The 17,661-nt window shown below is 42.3% G+C and carries 17 protein-coding genes and 1 other RNA gene; 4 read left to right on the top strand and 14 right to left on the bottom strand.

Annotated features, from left to right (window positions below):
• A partial coding sequence (locus tag JZU62_RS03720) for an EAL domain-containing protein (protein ID WP_295012017.1) occupies positions 1–353 on the top strand: 353 nt, incomplete at its 5' end.
• Positions 354–543: 190 nt separating this feature from the next.
• Here JZU62_RS03720 and JZU62_RS03715 read toward each other — a convergent pair.
• Positions 544–1,149 (bottom strand): OmpA family protein, encoded by a 606-nt coding sequence (locus tag JZU62_RS03715; RefSeq protein WP_295012015.1) that lies wholly within the window; start codon positions 1,147–1,149, stop codon positions 544–546.
• Positions 1,150–1,152: 3 nt separating this feature from the next.
• The gene (locus tag JZU62_RS03710) at positions 1,153–2,097 is read right to left on the bottom strand and encodes a L,D-transpeptidase (RefSeq protein ID WP_295012013.1); all 945 of its coding nucleotides are present in this window, start codon (positions 2,095–2,097) and stop codon (positions 1,153–1,155) included.
• A gap of 347 nt (positions 2,098–2,444) precedes the next feature.
• On the opposite strand from JZU62_RS03710, the gene JZU62_RS10990 reads away from it, so the two are divergent.
• Together JZU62_RS10990 and JZU62_RS03705 are read left to right on the top strand one after the other, a co-directional pair.
• The gene (locus JZU62_RS10990) at positions 2,445–2,570 is read left to right on the top strand and encodes a type II toxin-antitoxin system CcdA family antitoxin (RefSeq protein ID WP_365956347.1); all 126 of its coding nucleotides are present in this window, start codon (positions 2,445–2,447) and stop codon (positions 2,568–2,570) included.
• On the top strand, positions 2,570–2,875 hold the full coding sequence (locus JZU62_RS03705) for a CcdB family protein (protein ID WP_295012011.1): 306 nt from the start codon (positions 2,570–2,572) through the stop codon (positions 2,873–2,875). Before JZU62_RS10990 ends, JZU62_RS03705 begins: the two co-directional genes overlap by 1 nt.
• Positions 2,876–3,243: 368 nt before the next feature.
• Here JZU62_RS03705 and rnpB read toward each other — a convergent pair.
• The 12 genes from rnpB to mltG form a co-directional block, all read right to left on the bottom strand.
• Positions 3,244–3,576, bottom strand: an RNA gene (gene rnpB / locus JZU62_RS03700) — RNase P RNA component class A.
• 83 nt (positions 3,577–3,659) lie between these two features.
• A complete protein-coding gene (locus JZU62_RS03695; RefSeq protein WP_295012009.1) occupies positions 3,660–4,223 on the bottom strand; it encodes a 2-oxoacid:acceptor oxidoreductase family protein in 564 nt (187 codons plus the stop codon).
• Positions 4,224–4,232: 9 nt separating this feature from the next.
• A complete protein-coding gene (locus JZU62_RS03690; RefSeq protein WP_295012007.1) occupies positions 4,233–5,087 on the bottom strand; it encodes a 2-oxoglutarate ferredoxin oxidoreductase subunit beta in 855 nt (284 codons plus the stop codon).
• The gene (locus JZU62_RS03685) at positions 5,087–6,235 is read right to left on the bottom strand and encodes a 2-oxoglutarate synthase subunit alpha (RefSeq protein ID WP_295012005.1); all 1,149 of its coding nucleotides are present in this window, start codon (positions 6,233–6,235) and stop codon (positions 5,087–5,089) included. Before JZU62_RS03685 ends, JZU62_RS03690 begins: the two co-directional genes overlap by 1 nt.
• Entirely contained in the window at positions 6,235–6,564 is a 330-nt protein-coding gene (locus tag JZU62_RS03680; protein WP_294895712.1) for a 4Fe-4S dicluster domain-containing protein, read from the bottom strand. The genes JZU62_RS03685 and JZU62_RS03680 overlap by 1 nt, the downstream gene beginning before the upstream one ends.
• Before the next feature lie 23 nt (positions 6,565–6,587).
• On the bottom strand, positions 6,588–6,887 hold the full coding sequence (locus tag JZU62_RS03675; RefSeq protein ID WP_295012003.1) for a heavy metal-associated domain-containing protein: 300 nt from the start codon (positions 6,885–6,887) through the stop codon (positions 6,588–6,590).
• On the bottom strand, positions 6,884–7,759 hold the full coding sequence (sucD, locus tag JZU62_RS03670) for a succinate--CoA ligase subunit alpha (RefSeq protein WP_295012001.1): 876 nt from the start codon (positions 7,757–7,759) through the stop codon (positions 6,884–6,886). The genes JZU62_RS03675 and sucD overlap by 4 nt, the downstream gene beginning before the upstream one ends.
• A gap of 3 nt (positions 7,760–7,762) precedes the next feature.
• Positions 7,763–8,932, bottom strand: coding sequence for an ADP-forming succinate--CoA ligase subunit beta (sucC, locus tag JZU62_RS03665; protein WP_295011999.1), 1,170 nt, complete (start codon positions 8,930–8,932; stop codon positions 7,763–7,765).
• A gap of 20 nt (positions 8,933–8,952) precedes the next feature.
• The gene (gene fumC, locus JZU62_RS03660) at positions 8,953–10,344 is read right to left on the bottom strand and encodes a class II fumarate hydratase (RefSeq protein ID WP_295011998.1); all 1,392 of its coding nucleotides are present in this window, start codon (positions 10,342–10,344) and stop codon (positions 8,953–8,955) included.
• Positions 10,341–11,303, bottom strand: coding sequence for a malate dehydrogenase (gene mdh, locus JZU62_RS03655; protein WP_295011997.1), 963 nt, complete (start codon positions 11,301–11,303; stop codon positions 10,341–10,343). The genes fumC and mdh overlap by 4 nt, the downstream gene beginning before the upstream one ends.
• 119 nt (positions 11,304–11,422) lie before the next feature.
• The gene (locus JZU62_RS03650; protein WP_295011995.1) at positions 11,423–13,618 is read right to left on the bottom strand and encodes an NADP-dependent isocitrate dehydrogenase; all 2,196 of its coding nucleotides are present in this window, start codon (positions 13,616–13,618) and stop codon (positions 11,423–11,425) included.
• 101 nt (positions 13,619–13,719) lie between these two features.
• Positions 13,720–14,595 carry an endolytic transglycosylase MltG gene (gene mltG, locus JZU62_RS03645; RefSeq protein ID WP_295011993.1) on the bottom strand — a complete coding sequence of 292 codons (876 nt, stop codon included), beginning with the start codon at positions 14,593–14,595 and terminating at the stop codon, positions 13,720–13,722.
• Here mltG and JZU62_RS03640 point away from each other — a divergent pair.
• On the top strand, positions 14,594–17,661 hold a 3,068-nt coding region (locus JZU62_RS03640; RefSeq protein WP_295011991.1), incomplete at its 3' end, for an AsmA-like C-terminal domain-containing protein. The genes mltG and JZU62_RS03640 overlap by 2 nt on opposite strands.

The following is a 17,661-nucleotide window of genomic DNA, read 5'->3' as shown; positions in this document are numbered from 1 at the left end:
TATGTAAAACCATGGCAATCAACTTTGCTTTAGATGATTTTGGAACAGGGTATTCATCTCTCACTTATCTAAAACAGCTACCAGTCACTACACTCAAAATTGATCAAAGTTTTGTCCGTAATATGCTTGATGATCATAATGATTTAGCTATTTTAGAAGGGATTATTGGATTGGCATCGGCTTTCAGTCGAGAGGTGATTGCTGAAGGTGTCGAATCACATGAACATGGAAATCAACTTTTATTGCTCGGATGTTATTTAGCGCAAGGATATGGCATTGCACGACCAATGCCTGCAGATAAAATCATTAAATGGGCTCACGATTGGGATAAAAATCATACTTGGATTGCATAACAACGGGCAAAAGTTCTTTTAAGGGAAATTCTCTTTAGACTTTGATAAATTGTATCGATTCTTTCGGGATATCTCTTTTGTCATTTACATGATAAAGACCTTGAATTTGATCCAAACTAATGTCGTTAAATTTCCCTATATAGGCATTACGATCGGTCGTTTCTGCGTAAAAATACTCTTTTTCTTTTTCTTAGTAAGTCAATGGCGTAGTTTTTATAGTAAATTCAATACGCCGATTTTTGGATCGCCCATTTTCACTATCATTAGGAGCGATGGGATTAATATCTCCCAATCCCTTAGCATTCACTTGATTTGAATGTATCCCTTGCTTAATTAAATAATCAGCGATTGATTTAGCACGAGCCTCAGAAAGAATAAGATTTGTAGCAAATCGTACTTTAAGTAGTTTCGGTGGGACATCATCGGTGTGAACATTAATCGTTACCGATTTATAATTTCCCGATTTATAAGATTGCACCCATTTTCGCAAATGCTCTTTTCCTTCATTACTAATGATGATATCCCGCCCTTCAAATATTTGATAATTCCTAAACTTTGCGGAGGAAAAGTGTGTGTATTTAGCTTCATTGAGAGCAGTTTTATCATTTTTCACTTGATCATTCTCAAAAACTTTCTGCTTTTCTGCAAAATTATTTTGATCATTTACATTCGTCTGTACGATTTCTAAATGAGGCAAAGAACTGTTATCAAAAGGCTTGAATTTGTATTTTTTCGTAATAGTGTTTCCCCAACCCGTTTGAGAAAATAATAAAACAATCCACAGATATTTAATCATTCATTAATCCATAACAACTAAGATTTGTTTAATTCCTCTGATTGAAGCAAATTCTTTGAGATATTTCGCAAGAGCTAACACTTCACTGTTTTTCATTCTGATACAGCCGGCTGATTCATGCTTACCGATAGTTTTTTCATTAATTGTCCCATGAATACGATACGTCTGACGTCCATCTACGGTATGTGTAAGTGAAATTTTTGCCGAACCCATGTAGTTATATGGGCTTTCAGGAGGAATAGCTTTGGGTAACTCGATATTTCGAACTTTTTTGAAATAATCCAATGTTTCAGCGGTAGGATACCAAATCGGATGCAGAGAAATCGAGGAAATACCCCCTTCACCTTCGGGTTTTTTTACATCTGGTTTTGCGGTTGAAACTTTATATTTGTTAAGTTTGAATTTTTGTTTATTTTTATATCCATTGACGGTCATAAAATTTTTAGTTGAATTGATATAAATAACAATTCGATCTAAATTTCTTGGATCATAAATATTCATATCTACCGTTAACATCTGCATCATTTGTTCAGAAAGAACACTCGTATTATTCTCAAAAGTATCTATGTGCTTTTCATTTGACACAGACTCATCTGATTGTAATGGGAATTTAACCACTTTTTTATTCTCTGTTTGTGCAAGGTATTCTGCAGTCAGCTTTTCAACATAAGGTTTCATTTTTTTTATCTCATCGGATAATTTTTCTTTGAACGCTTCTGCATCAGAAACGCTTTCAAAAGTACCATAAGCTATTCTGTATGCGCCTGCTTCACTTCTGATAATAAAAATATCCTTTTCGGCTTTTTTTATATAGCGATTTTTATCCACAAATGCTTGATCATAAGTCTTATCAGAGCATATAAATACGGTATAGACATTTGTATCTGCAATAGCAGATATTAGAATTACCTTTATAAGAATGAAAAAAAATGAAACTTTTTTTATCACTTTTAATTTACCTTTATTATGAATATTTACTGAAACCTGTTACTAAAATATCTTACTTCTATCTTTGCGAAAGCGTTACAATCAAATAAAAAAATTTGACCTAGCGATATTGTTTAAAAACAACCAGAAGACTATCACTCTAACGTCGCAAATATGTTGCAAACAATCATTCAAAGCAAATAAAGTATGCTACAATAGACATATATTATGCGCATAGGATATTATGATGCCTGCTTATTACAATCCAAACGCTCCAAAAAAGTCGGCGAATCTTAGTATTAACAGTGATCTTAATTCAATAGGCGAAATCACTAAAAATTAATCTATCTAAGCTACTTGAAGAGAGATTGGCAGAAACCATCGCATCTCAAAAAGAGTCTGTGTGGATAAAAGAGAATAAAGAAGCAATCGAAGAGTATAATAATCGCGTATCTAAGAATGGAACATTCTCAGATCGGTTGAGACGATTTTAATGGCTCAGTTCGATATTTATACAAACAACAATCCTGACAGTACTGTAGAATTCCTGTATCTTCTGGATATACAAGCAGATATTCTTTCTAGCTTGGAGACAAGAGTCGTTATTCCTCTACGTAAAAACATTAAAGCAATCCAACATCTTAATCCAGAATTTATCATTGGGTCAACATCATACATCTTGTTAACACAAGAGCTTGCAGGGGTACATAAGTCTGCATTAGATGAAAAGTCTAGTTCATTGAAAGAACACCGTAGTGAAATAATTGCCACTTTGGACTTTATGGTAAGTGGTTTTTAGGTTAATTTAATCAACTGGATTTTCAATATAATTTATATTTTTCTAATTAACAAAATATAGTCATATAATATAAAACGGGTTCGTACTCGTGGACGTGTCGATGTTTCAAAAACCCGAAATTCTATTCGTAAAATCCCCTCAGCACGTCATACGTTCGCAACTTTGATGCTTCAAAACGGGATTCTCAGTATAAATGAATTAGCAGGATTGTTAGGACATTCAAGTCCGAAGATTACATTGGCACATTATGCAAGTGTAATTGATGCAAGAAAAATTGACTTAGGAAGAGACTTCAATTTATTTGGCACAATGTGGTCACAGTCGAAAAAATAAAGGCTCTAAAACTCCCTTTTACAGGGACTTTGAAAGAAATAGGTACAACGTAAGCCGGGTTCTGGATAAAGTGATAATTAATCTACTGCCTAGATCGCTCTAGGACTCTAGCGAAACAATAGCGATGTAGGACGCTAACCATCTGTTTCTTGCTGCCCGGTTGGGTTTACCTAGCTCTCTTAGTTGCCTAAGAGACTGGTGGGCTCTTACCCCACCGTTTCACCCTCACCTCTTTCGAGGCGGTCTACTCTCTGTTGCACTGATCCCTCATGTTACCATGGCCATCCGTTAGATGGAACCGTGTCCTACAGCAGCCCGGACTTTACCTCTTGGGATTACTAGTTCCAAGCTATCACCTGTTGTACCTGCGAAATTATAAGAGAAAATGGATTAGAAAGGGCTTGATAAGAGTTGTGAGGAGATTCTCCCGAAAAAGGGAGAAAAGGTTGAATTACATTCCTATTTTTGCTTTTGCTTCTTTTGCGTATTGGATACCCAATGCCCAAGCTTTGTTGTTTACTTCGTGAACTTTTTTCGGAACTTTTGAAAGCATTACGTCTCTCAAAGTATCAGGATCAAGAACACCAGTAAATTCGTTAGTAATTCCCAACGCAACAACCGATTGAGTAATAACATTGCCCACTTCCTCTTTGGCAATCGTAATGATCGGAATCTCTACGATGATCCATTTTTGACGGTCTTCTTCGGTTGGGTGAACCAAGTTTGGCTCAACAACGATGATTCCGCCCGGTTTTACACCATTTTTGAATTGTTGATAGCTCACGTTAGCAACGGAGAGCATGAAATCGATTTCACCCTCATTTGCGTACGGGTAGAAAATTTCATTATCATCGAGAGTGATATCAACTACCGTTGCTCCACCGCGAACTTGTGATGTATAAGTAGCCGTTTTAAGGCCGTGACCGCCCAATTTAATTTTAGCCGCAGCCATAATCTCACCGGCGAGGAGAACCCCTTGTCCACCGACGCCTGTAAATCGTATCGTATGTCTCATGGTTTCTCCTTAGATTTTTTTCGCAAAATCGTCTTGCGTGATTTTTCCGCGTTTGCCTTGAGCGGAAGCAATGACCATTTCATACATGTCACAATACTCAGCTTGTTCTACTTCACGCAATACACCCGTAGGGAATTTATTCATTTGCTCTTCAACAGGAAGCGCTTCCCATTTCTTCAACGGAGTTGTAATGCTGTCAATCCATGCAAGGTTTTCCATAGCACTCAACATTTTGTTTTTACGACCAAGGTTAATATGGCAGTTAGACATAATATCGAAGAATGAGAACCCTCTATGAGAGAACCCTTTTACAAGTATTTTTTCAAGCTTTTTCGGATCAAGCATCGTCTCACGCGCTACGAATGAAGCACCCGCACCTATAGCGAGTTTACACGCATCGAATGTTGGATCAATGTTACCATTTTGCGCCGATACACACCACATACCCTGTGGAGTTGTCGGAGAAATTTGAGAGTTTGTCAAGCCGTAAATAAAGTTATTAATAAGAATAAAATTCAAATCGATATTACGACGACATCCGTGGATTGTATGGTTACCACCGATAGCCAAACCATCACCGTCTCCCGCTACAACGATAACGTGTGCATCAGGACGAGTAAGTTTGATACCCGTAGCGTACGCAATCGTACGACCGTGTGTGGTGTGAACCGTGTTACAGTTGATATATGAACTAAAACGTCCAGAACAACCGATACCGGAAACGACACACACTTTGTCCATGTCCCATCCCATTTTGTCGATAGCACGGATAACCGATTTAAGGATTACACCGTCACCACAACCCCAACACCAAAGTGTCGGCATTTTATCTACACGTAAATATTGATCGTAATTGAAAGCCATTAGAACATCTCCTTAACTTTTGCTACCATTTCAAGTGGTGCGATTGGACGGCCGTTTGCTTTGTGAAGCGTCGTGAAATTACTGCGCCCTGTTACACGTTCGATCTCTTTAAGGTATTGACCCATGTTAAGCTCGGTAACAAAGATTTTGTCAAATTTTTGACCGATCTCTTTGAGTTTTTTCGCCGGACTTGGCCAAATCATGATTGGGCGGAAAAGACCTGCTTTGATCCCATCAGCACGTAGTTTAGAAACCGCTTCTTTTGCACCGCGAGAGATACTTCCGTAGGCGATCAAACACACTTCGGCATCTTCCATCATAAACTCTTCATAATCAGCTTCATCATCCAATCCGACGTCTGCCGCAACTGCATCGATTTTACCGACAAGACGTTCAATGTTAAACTGACATTGTGCCGCATCTTCCGTAGGGAAACCGGTTGGACCATGGTGAAGTCCTGTAAAGTGGAAACGATACCCTTCGAACATAGGGTTCAATACCGCAGGTGTATTCATAGGTACATCGTACGGGCGATAATCTTCCGGTTTTCCGTCAAAACGTTTACGAGTAACGTTTTTAGCTTTTACCTCTTCCAAATCAGGTAGAACTGCTTTACCGTGCATATGACCTACCGTCTCGTCCAAAAGTACGAATACCGGAGTCATATAACGCTCAGCAAGGTTGAATCCACGCACAGTTTGAGTGTAACACTCTTCGAGTGAACCGGCACACAATGTGATAGAAGCATAGTCACCATGTGTCGGGTACTGCGCTTGACCGATATCCGCTTGGGATACACGAGTTGGAAGACCGGTTGATGGACCTCCACGCATTACGTTTACGATAACGAGAGGAACTTCAGCGATAAACGCCAAACCGATTTGCTCTGCTTTAAGAGAGATCCCTGGTCCTGAAGTAGCCGTCATCGATTTTGTACCCGCCATAGAAGCACCGAGTGCTACTGAGATACCCGCTATTTCATCTTCCATTTGGATAAATTTTCCGCCGACAGTCGGTAGAAGATCAGACATCTCGTGCATTACTTCTGATGATGGTGTAATCGGATATCCACCGAAAAACATACAACCCGCATCAAAAGCACCGAGTGCTGATAATTCATTACCTGTTGAAATTACTTCTCTTGCCATTATTTCACTCCTGCTTGGTCTAGTGACATATACTTATTAGCGATAATAGCCGCTTGACGAGCTTTAGCTTCATCGGTGAGTTTTGCAAATTTATAGTCTGCTTTGTCAGCAACATAAATAGCAAAATCAGGACATGTAAGTTCACACTCATTACAGCCGATGCAACTCTCCGGATGATTGATCGAGATCATAGCACCCAAGGTTGATGTCGGCTCATAACGCATACCGAGTACACCTGATGGGCATACCGATACGCAAATATCACATGCTTTACAGTTATCGGTATTTACCCATACAGGTACGTTACCGGGATTGGTCGTTTTAAACATCTGTTCTCCTCACAATTTTAAAATTAATCTGATTCAGTATCAGTTGAAAATTTACCTACGGCACAAGAGACAAAGCTCTTGAGCTTGAGTGTGGCGTTATCAATAGCACCCTCTTCATCACCTGTTAGAGGATATCCGAGACTTCTTAGGATTGCCTTAACTTGTGCTGATTGCGCATCGTCCAGTAGATCTACTGTTACTTTACGAGGCTCGCACGTGAGATCAACGCTGATCTCTTGGAATCCCGCCTCTTTGAGTGCCTTTGTAATCGTATTGGCACAACCGCCGCAACGAATATTAGCTACCTCAAAGACGGTAATCATACTTTTTTCATCACTTCGGCAAGTGCTTTACCGATATCAGCCGGAGAGACAACAACTTTTACCCCTGCCGCTTCGAGAGCTGCCATTTTTTCCGCTGCAGTCCCTGCGCCTCCTGAGATAATCGCCCCGGCATGACCCATACGTTTACCCGCAGGCGCCGTTTGACCCGCGATGAATGCAACCACCGGTTTGGTGATGTGCTCTTTGATGTACGCTGCCGCTTGGATCTCCAAGTCTCCGCCGATCTCACCTATCATAACAATCGCATGAGTTTCAGGGTCTGCTTCGAACATCGGAAGGAGTTGTTTGTAGCTCAAACCGATGATCGGATCACCGCCGATACCGACCGCAGTCGTAATACCGAATCCCTCTTTAACCACTTGGTTCGCAGACTCATACGTCAACGTCCCTGATTTAGAGATAAGACCGACATTCCCTTTTTTGAAAATGAACCCCGGCATAATTCCGATTTTGCACTCTTCAGCAGTAATAATCCCTGGGCAGTTTGGCCCGATGGTCATCATATCTTTCTTAACCGCGTACGCTTTTGCGAACATCATATCTTTAACCGGTGCACCCTCGGTAATGATAACCGCAAGGCTGATTCCTGCATCTGCCGCTTCCATAACCGCATCGGAGACGAAAGCCGGTGGAACGAAGATCATAGAGACCGTAGCACCTGTGCTTGCAACCGCTTCAGCTACGGTATTAAATACCGGTTGACCGAGGTGTTCTTGTCCACCTTTGCCCGGTGTTACCCCGCCGACGATTTTGGTGCCGTATGCCATACATTGCTCTGCATGGAACGTCCCCTCTTTACCTGTGAAACCTTGAACGATAACTTTTGTATCTTTGTTGACCAAAATAGACATTAATTACTCTCCCTTAGCTGCTGCAACGGCTTTGCGTGCGCCGTCTGCAAGATCGGTTGCCGCTACGATATTCGCGATACCGGCATTTTTAAGAATTTCTACTGCTTCAACAGCATTTGTACCATCGAGACGAACGATAACCGGAACGTTAACGTTGGTGATTTTTGTCGCTTCGATAATACCGTTGGCAACGCGGTCACAACGGACGATTCCACCGAAGATGTTGACAAAAATCGCTTTAACATTCGGATCTTTGAGGATAATATCAAACCCTTTAGCTACCGTTTCAGCACTTGCCGAACCGCCGACATCGAGGAAGTTAGCCGGTTTACCGCCTTCGTAGTTGATGGTATCCATCGTACCCATCGCTAACCCCGCACCGTTAACCATACAACCGACATCACCGTCAAGTTTGATATAGCTAAGTCCGAATTTACCTGCTTCGATCTCAGTCGGTTCTTCTTCGCTCAAATCGCGCATTTCGTTCACTTGGGATTGACGGTAAAGGGCGTTGTTATCAAAGCCCATTTTCGCATCCAATGCCAAGAATTTACTATCACCCGTTTTAACCAACGGATTGATCTCGATCATCTCTGCATCGTGATCCATGTATACTTTATAAAGAGCAGATGCAAATTTAATAAAGGTGTTGATCTCTTCCACCGGAAGACCCAAACCGAATGCCAATTTGCGACCGTGGAAGCTTTGGAAGCCTGTCAACGGATCGATTGCAACTTTGATAATTTTTTCAGGTGTATTGTGGGCAACCTCTTCAATCGCCATACCGCCCTCAGTGGATGCCATCATGATCGGCATCTCTAACGCACGATCCAAAAGAAGTCCAAGATAGTACTCTTTTTTGATATCCGCACCCTCTTCGATATACACTTTTTGAACGAGTTTCCCCTCAGGTCCTGTTTGGTGCGTTACGAGTTGCATCCCTAAGATTTGAGCCGCCATTTCGCGTACTTCAGAAGTTGATTTAGCGAGTTTTACACCACCGCCTAAACCACGTCCACCCGCATGGATTTGAGCTTTAACAACCCAAATATTTCCGCCGAGCTCTTGAGCCGCTTTAACCGCCTCATCGGGTGTAAATGCAATATGTCCGCGCAGTGTTGGTACATTATACTTTTTGAATAATTCTTTTGCTTGATATTCGTGAATATTCATCCATTCCTCCTGTTATAAGTTTACGCTATTGGTCTTGTCATCTCTTCAGGGATGACATATTTATCGAACTCTTCGGCTGTGAGAAGACCGAGTTTGATGGCGGTCTCTTTCAGTGTGGAGTTCTCTTTGTGTGCTGTTTTGGCAATTTTTGCCGCGTTTTCATATCCGATGTATGGGTTCAATGCGGTAACGAGCATCAATGAGTTGTTCAAATACGCATCGATTTGATCGCGTACAGGCTCAATACCGATAGCACAGTTATCGTTAAATGAATTCATAGAATCAGCGAGAAGACGAACCGATTGCAAGAAGTTATACGCGATAACCGGTTTGAATACGTTCAGCTCGAAATTCCCTTGGCTTGCCGCGAAACCGATACACGTATCATTACCCATAACCTGACAGGCAACCATTGTTACCGCTTCACTTTGAGTCGGGTTGACTTTACCCGGCATGATCGATGAACCCGGCTCGTTTTCAGGGATCGTGATCTCACCGATACCGCAACGAGGACCTGACGCCAACCAACGAACATCGTTCGCAATTTTCATCATATCCGCCGCAAGCGCTTTAAGGGCACCGTGGGCAAATACAAGGGCATCATGAGATGTTAGCGCATGGAATTTATTCGGAGCAGTCACAAACTGATGACCCGTAAGCTCGCTCAATTTTGCCGCTACACGCATCCCTAATTCAGGATGAGCATTAAGCCCTGTCCCGACCGCTGTACCGCCGAGGGCGAGCTCACGCACCGATTCAAGAGAATCTTTTGCCATTTTTTCGCATTTGTTGAGCATCTCTACCCAACCGCTGATCTCTTGACCCAATGTCAAAGGAGTCGCATCTTGGAGGTGAGTACGTCCGATCTTAACAATGGTGTTAAACTCAACGGCTTTTGCATCCAATGTTGCGCGTAATTTAGCGATAGCAGGGAGAAGACGTGTCTCAACCGCGATAATCGCCGCAACGTGCAATGCTGTCGGATAGGTATCGTTCGAGCTTTGTGATTTGTTGACATCATCGTTCGGGTGTACCAGTTTTTGAGTACGGAAATCCCCGCCGAGGATTTCGGTTGCACGTGAAGCTAATACTTCATTGTTGTTCATGTTCGACTGCGTACCTGAACCCGTTTGCCATACCACGAGTGGATAATGTGCATCGAGTTTACCAGCCAACATTTCATCTGCTGCCTGAGCGATAGCATCCGCTTTCTCTTTACTCAACATGCCAAGATCACAGTTAACCAATGCAACCGCTTTTTTCAAATAGGAAAACGCTCTCGTAATCTCATAAGGCATTTTCTCTTCGCCGATTTGGAAGTTCTCTAATGAACGCTGCGTTTGCGCCCCCCAGTAGGTATCATTCGGTACGCGAACTTCACCCATTGTATCTTTTTCGATGCGAAAACTCATACTTTAGCTCCTTCAAAAAATTTATTCTTATTTAGAGTGTCGATCAGACCTTGAACCGATGCACATGATGCGGCAAACATCTCTTTTTCGGCATCATTCAATGTCACTTCAATGATCTTTTCAGCTCCGTTAGCTCCAAGCATAACAGGAACTCCGCTGACAACATTACTAAAGCCGTATTCCCCTTCGAGATAAACGGCGCACGCATGGATCTGTTTGGTATCTTTTAAAATCGCTTCGACCATGATCGCGGTCGCTTTTGCCGGAGCATAATACGCCGAACCGGTTTGCAGAAGTGCTACAATCTCCGCTCCCCCTTTTCGGGTACGCTGTACGATCTCATCGATCTCTTCATGGCTCAATACATCGGAGAGTGGAACCCCAGCAACCGTTGAGTAGCGAGGCAATGGAACCATATCATCCCCATGACCGCCCATAACCGATGCACGGATTTGTCCGCCGCCGTAACCCAGTTTTTCTTGGATAAATGCCGCCATACGTGCACTGTCCAAAACTCCCGCCATACCGATAACACGACTGCGATCAAAACCGCTTTCGCGCAATGCGACATAGGTCATCGCATCAAGTGGATTGGAGACCATAATAACGATAGCATTCGGTGAGTATTTTGCAACTCCCTCGATCACTTCACGGGTTACTTTGGCATTAATCATGAGCAAATCATCACGGCTCATCCCCGGAAGACGTGGACTACCTGCGGTGATAACAACCACATCGCAATCGGTCAAATCCGCCATTGTCTCAGCGACTTTTACGGTTGAGTGACTTCGTACCGCTGCTGCGGCTTGTGACATATCGAGGGCTTTCCCCTTAGCTATTTCGATTTTGTTGTCACGTAAAATAATCTCATGACAAGAGCCGAGCATTGCGAGCGAGTAGGCAATAGTAGACCCGACATTCCCAGCCCCTACGATTCCGACACGTTTTCCATTTATCATGTATCTACTCCTTGTGACATATCAACATTTCTCATCGAGAAACTAAAGACGATTTAATCGCCTTTTATCTATAGAGCAACTCTACAGATAAAAACCGATTGGGGAAATTCCCCAAAAGTTTAGATAGAAGCGATAATAGAGTTCAATGTCGCACTTGGACGCATTGCCGCTGTTACTTTAGCAAGATCAGGGTGGTAATAACCACCGATATCTTGATGCTTCCCTTCTACGGAGAGAAGCTCTTCCATGATTTTAGCTTCATTTTCAACCAAAGTTTTAGCAACATTGGCGAATTTTGCAGCAAGCTCAGAGTCAATAGTTTGCTCAGCCAACGCTTTTGCCCAGTATTGAGCTAAGAAGAAGTGACTTGCTTTGTTATCCGGCTCACCCGCTTTACGTGATGGCTCTTTGTTGTTATCCAAATACGCCGCGTTCGCTTCATCGAGAGCCGCTGTAAGAGCGCTCAATTTGTTATCTTTTTTCGTTTTGTTGATGTGACGTAGTGACTCAGCAAGAGCCAAGAACTCACCCAATGAATCCCAACGAAGATGACCCTCGTTTACGAATTGTTCAACGTGTTTCGGAGCCGATCCGCCCGCACCGGTTTCAAACAAACCGCCACCTGCAAGAAGAGGAACGATTGAGAGCATTTTAGCCGATGTTCCAAGCTCAAGGATCGGGAACAAGTCAGTCAAATAGTCACGAAGAACGTTTCCGGTTGCTGAAATAGTGTTTTGTCCCGCACGTACACGTTTCAAAGAGAACGCCATCGCTTTTTCAGGTGCCAAAATGTGATACTCAATTCCATTTTTGTTGAACTCAGGAAGGTACGCGTTCACTTTTTTGATAATCTCAGCATCATGTGAACGGTTTTCATCTAACCAAAATACTACCGGAACGTTTTCGATCTCTGCACGCTCAACTGCAAGACGTACCCAATCTTTGATCGGAACATCTTTAGCACGAGACATACGCCAGATATCACCTTTCTCTACGTTAAATGTCATCAACACACCGCTATCATCAGTAACCGTAACAACACCGTCTTCAGCGAGTTCGAATGTTGTAGGATGTGAGCCGTACTCTTCTGCTTTTTGAGCCATCAAACCGACGTTTGATACTGAACCCATAGTCGTTACATCGAATTGTCCGTTTTTCTTACAATCTTCGATACACTCTGAGTACATGGTTGCATAACAACGGTCAGGAATCGTCACGATACATTGTTGTACTTTACCTGCCGGATCCCACATTTTACCGCCATCTCGTACCACTACAGGGAGTGACGCATCGATGATTACGTCGTTTGATGCGTGAAGATTTGTGATCCCTTTATCAGAATCTACCATTGCCATAGCCGGTTGAGTCGGATAGACTGCCATAATAGCCGCTTCGATTTCCGCTTTTTTGTCTGCAGGGAGTTTTGCCAATTTTTTGTACAAATCGCCAAGACCAAGGTTTGCATTAACACCGATCTCTTTGAATTCTGCACCATATTTAGCAAATACATCTTTGAAAAATACTTCTACTGCGTGACCGAACATGATTGGGTCAGAAACCTTCATCATCGTTGCTTTGAGGTGGATTGACCAAAGGATATTTTTCTCTTTTGCTTCTGCAATCGCATCAGCGTAAAATGAACGAAGGGCTTTTACACTCAAGAAAGTACCATCGAGTACTTCACTATCAACCGCATTGATCTCTTTAAGAGTTTTACCGTTAAGCGCGATAGTTACTTTTCCGTCACCTTTTTTAGTGATTGATTGCTCGTTAGCAAAGAAATCACCGCTGTTCATGTGAGCAACACGAGTTTTAGACCCCTCATCCCAAGCACGTAGTTTGTGTGGGTTTTTCTTAGCGAAGTTTTTAACCGCAACCGCCGCACGACGATCTGAGTTCCCTTCACGAAGAACCGGATTAACCGCAGAACCCAAACACGTTGCATAACGAGCAAAGATTGCTTTTTCGTCATCATTTTTTGGCTCTTCAGGATACGATGGAAGATCATAACCTTGAGATTGAAGCTCTTCAATACACGCTTTAAGCTGTGGAATAGAAGCCGAAATATTTGGGAGTTTAATGATATTGCCATCAGGCTCAGTTGCAATAACACCCAACTGTGCAAGATTATCTGGGATACGTTGCACATCGTTCATACGTTCTGGAAATGTTGCGATAACGCGACCTGCAAGTGAGATATCACTTGTTACAACTTCAACGCCTGCGGCTTGTGTGAATGCATTTACGATAGGAAGAAGCGAGTATGTTGCCAATGCCGGTGCTTCATCAATTACTGACCAAATGATTTTTGCCATCAGGTTCTCCTGTTATTTTTTTTATGAAAGCATCATAACACTTACGTTCGACTTTTTTTCACTTTGTAACACTACCGGAGGGGGAAAGTTGGCAATATGTTTCATTTGGTAGCATTTACTATGTTTTGATGGTGTGTAGAAAAGTAACTACTGTAAACATGCTCCCCATTTTTGCCACGAACGAAATAGAGGTAATCGGTATGCTTTGGATGGAGTGCGGCATCAATAGCCTCTTTGGAAACATTACAGACGGGTGATGTCGGTAAACCTTTGTTCTTATAGGTATTATAGGGAGTTGTATCGGTTCGTATTCGACGAGCTGTCACTTTTTGATGAGAGTATTCACCGTAATTTAGGGTACCGTCCATTTGGAGTCTCATCCCTTTTTTAATCCGATTATCGATAACGGAGCTTACATAGGGCATATCGGAGAGGGATGCGGCTTCTTTTTGAATAACGGATGCTTTTGTTACAATTTGTAACCATTTATCGCTATCAGGCTGTAAATTATACTCAGAAGCCATTTCTTTCATCTTCTTATCGGAGAGATTGAGCAAATGGACGATCAAGTTCTCTTCACTAAAATCATTAGGGATACTGTACGTTTCAGGGACAAAATTTCCCTCTTTATGACGTGCATGAAGATCGTAGGCTTCTCTAAGCTTCCCGATGTCGAGTGAAAGATCCTCTGCAACCTGTCGCAAAAATATTTCAGTCGTCTCTCCCGGTATAATCGTTACCGCTCTGCTCACTGCTTTTGCCGTTGTAAGAGTATAGAGATACTCAAGACGCGACATTTGAACCTCTTTAACATCAATCCACCCCTGCTGAGGCTGTCCTAAAAAGCGTAAAATAAAGGCATCGATTTTGTGAACGTTCACCCCTTCGCTTTGGAGGTGTGATATACTTTTAAAGACGGAACCTTGCGGGATATAGACGATTTTGGGTGATGTGACGGTAGAGAACAGGTAGATCATGAAAGATATTATAGTCACCAAGATAATTCCAAAAACCCATAAGAGCGTTCTGCTTTTTTTGACTTTTACTTTTTTTCTTGGTTTTTTCATATTTATCGCTTTACTGGAGGGATTTCAGATTGACCGACTGACGTTGAGTGGGGTCAAAGTTGAGAAATTATACCTAAAATGGGACAATTCCCTAACCATAAAAGCAGCAAAAATAGATTTTTCCCATCTCAAATCCGATAATGCCCCTTTTAGCTTACAAACCATCTCCAAACTCTCGCATACACTTCATTTGGTAGAGAGCTGGATTGACTCCATTCATATAGATATTATTCAATATAAAGATTTACGTGGTTCATTGCACTACCAAAAAAGCTCTCTTGGTCGTATTACGTTAGAGAATGAAACAACCCATTTTGAGGGGACATTTGATCTCAATGCAACCTTGTTTCGTATGCAATTTCCTACTTCTTCGATTAAAGATGCCAACCTATCGGGAACATTAGCGATCAATTTTATCAATCAACACATTCAATCTACTATAGTGTTGAGTCTCCCGCAAACGCCCCGTATTAGCTTATCATTATTAGGGGATTCCTATACGCTCCGTTTTTCTGCTAACGCACAAAACGCTCTAACAACTATCAAACCGCTCATCGATCTTTTTGACCTTGATCCTGAAATTACCCCTTGGATACTCGAGTATGCCAAGGCTTCTTCCCTTCGTCTTAACTATTTGAGAGGACAATTTCATTACGATAAACCCGATGAGTTGATAAAAAGCCTTGTAGCCGATGCTACGCTCACTTCGGGAGAATATACGTTTGCGACAGGGTTTGAGCCGATCTATGCCTCACGAATCGATTTACGATTTATAAAAGGGAAACTCTATATCCTCCCTAAAAACGGTACATTTTATACCCTCCCGACCGAGCGGAGTTATCTAACTATCGATTTTACCACTCCCCATACGCAGTTGGATGCCTATATCCGAACCCATCATGCCAAACTCAATGAACCTATTTTGGCACTTTTGAACTACTACAATATCCAGTTACCCATCAAACAAATCAGTGGTGATTGTAATGTTGATTTAAACCTCTCGGTCAATCTGCACAATTTTGACACCATCGCCCATGGGACATTCTCCCCATCACCATCGGATATTTTATTGGATAAAATCCCTCTGAAAACCGAGGGGGGAATCGTAACCCTCAATCGCGACCAGGTAACATTCCAAAATTTTGTTGCCCATTATGGAGATACTATCGCTCACGCTCGTGTTGATGGCGAATATAATGCCCATACTGAAAAAGGTGTTGTCGCAATTAATGCTTATGAGATCGCACCTCGCGGAGGATATCTGAGCCTCAATTCTCCCAACAACCCATTGCGTGTCACCTACGTTATCACCCCCAACGGCGATAGCCTAAATGTCGATAAATCCCAATGGAACCTTTTGGGCGAGCCGTTGATTCTTGAGGGTTTTCATACCCCCTTTGATTACCACCGTGCGTACACAACCATATCTGCCCTCCCCTTTAGCATCTCCGATACGATCAAAGGTAAAATCGATGCTACTTTCGACGGTATCAAACAACAAACGGATATTAAGCTACGATTGAATCAATTTAAGTTCACTGATGTGGAGCTTCTCCAAGCTCCCTTTGATCTCAACATCCATTACGCTAATGAAATAACCGATATTAATGTCAACACTATTTCAACATGGTCGTTGCACGAGTTACCTCTGCTGATCTCCCCTTTTAGTGCCGTATTTAAAGAGAATCAGATCACCTTTGATAAGATAGAAACGGTGCTTGGAGACTTATTCAAAGGGAGTTTTAGCGGTGCCTACAACATAAATAAAGGCTCCGGTACCATCCATCTCGATAATATGATCCCCCTCTCCCCTAAAATGGTTCCTATACTAGAGAAGAAAGAATCACTGGAACTGATGGTGGATACGCAAGACGATACGATCAAAATCAATGCACCCGCGCTGAAAGCCCACTTTATAACCATTCCTAAGGGATGGAAAATTTCTCTCGATGACATTTCACTCCTCTCTAAAAAATCACCGATATTGCGTAAATATAACATTAACAACGGCTTTCTAAACCTCTACTATACGGGTGAGAGTTCACGATACCATTTTAACGGCGAAATTGACTATCTCTATCCGCTCATGCTGATCAATGAATCTCCCGTGTCCCATTACAAATTCAGCGGATCGCACCAAAACGATACCTCCACGATACGGGTCAACGATCGTTTAACTATCAATCAAACGCACGATAACATCTACATCCGTGCCAACAATACTGGACTTAATCTCCCCGTCTTATTTAAATTTCTCTCGGCATACAAAGAAGACGGCGATCTCAGCACCCAATCAGACGCATCTGCCCCTGTCCGCATCTATGCTACCCACTCCTATCTATACCTCATGAAAGGGCGGAAAATACTCACCGATACGTTGAATGCGACGTTGCATGATAATAACTTTGACGCCTCTTTGCAACACATGGGGGGAACGGCAAACCTCAAAATACGCAATGATCTTTTTTCAATTGAGGGGGAAGGATTTAACGATAAATTCATGGATCATCTTTTTGCTCTGAGCGACTTTAGCGGAGGTAATTTCTCGTTCCAAGCCAAAGGGAAAACCGATTCGTTTGATGGGCTAATGCGAATGGAAAATACCATTTTGAAAGACTATAAAGTCCTCAACAATGTTTTGGCATTTGTCAATACCGTCCCCTCACTGGCTACCTTTTCACTTCCAAACTACAATTCTAAAGGGTTGCCGGTAGATGAGGGGTATGCCCATTTTGCCTATAGAAATGGCATCGTTTCAGTGGATAATTTCACCCTAAATTCCCCCGAAATGAAAATCATGGGGAACGGGCGAGCTAATTTTAATACCAATCAGTTAGAGGGTGCGTTGAACCTCAAAACTGATTTGGGCTCAACATTGGGGAAAGTACCGATGGTCGGTTATATTCTCCTCGGTGATGACGGCTCACTCTCCACCACCCTCACCCTCAGCGGAAAACTCGATGATCCGAAAATCGA

This window comes from Sulfuricurvum sp. (assembly GCF_019163035.1).
GTDB lineage: Bacteria > Campylobacterota > Campylobacteria > Campylobacterales > Sulfurimonadaceae > Sulfuricurvum.
This window is presented reverse-complemented; position numbering and strand designations above follow the sequence as displayed.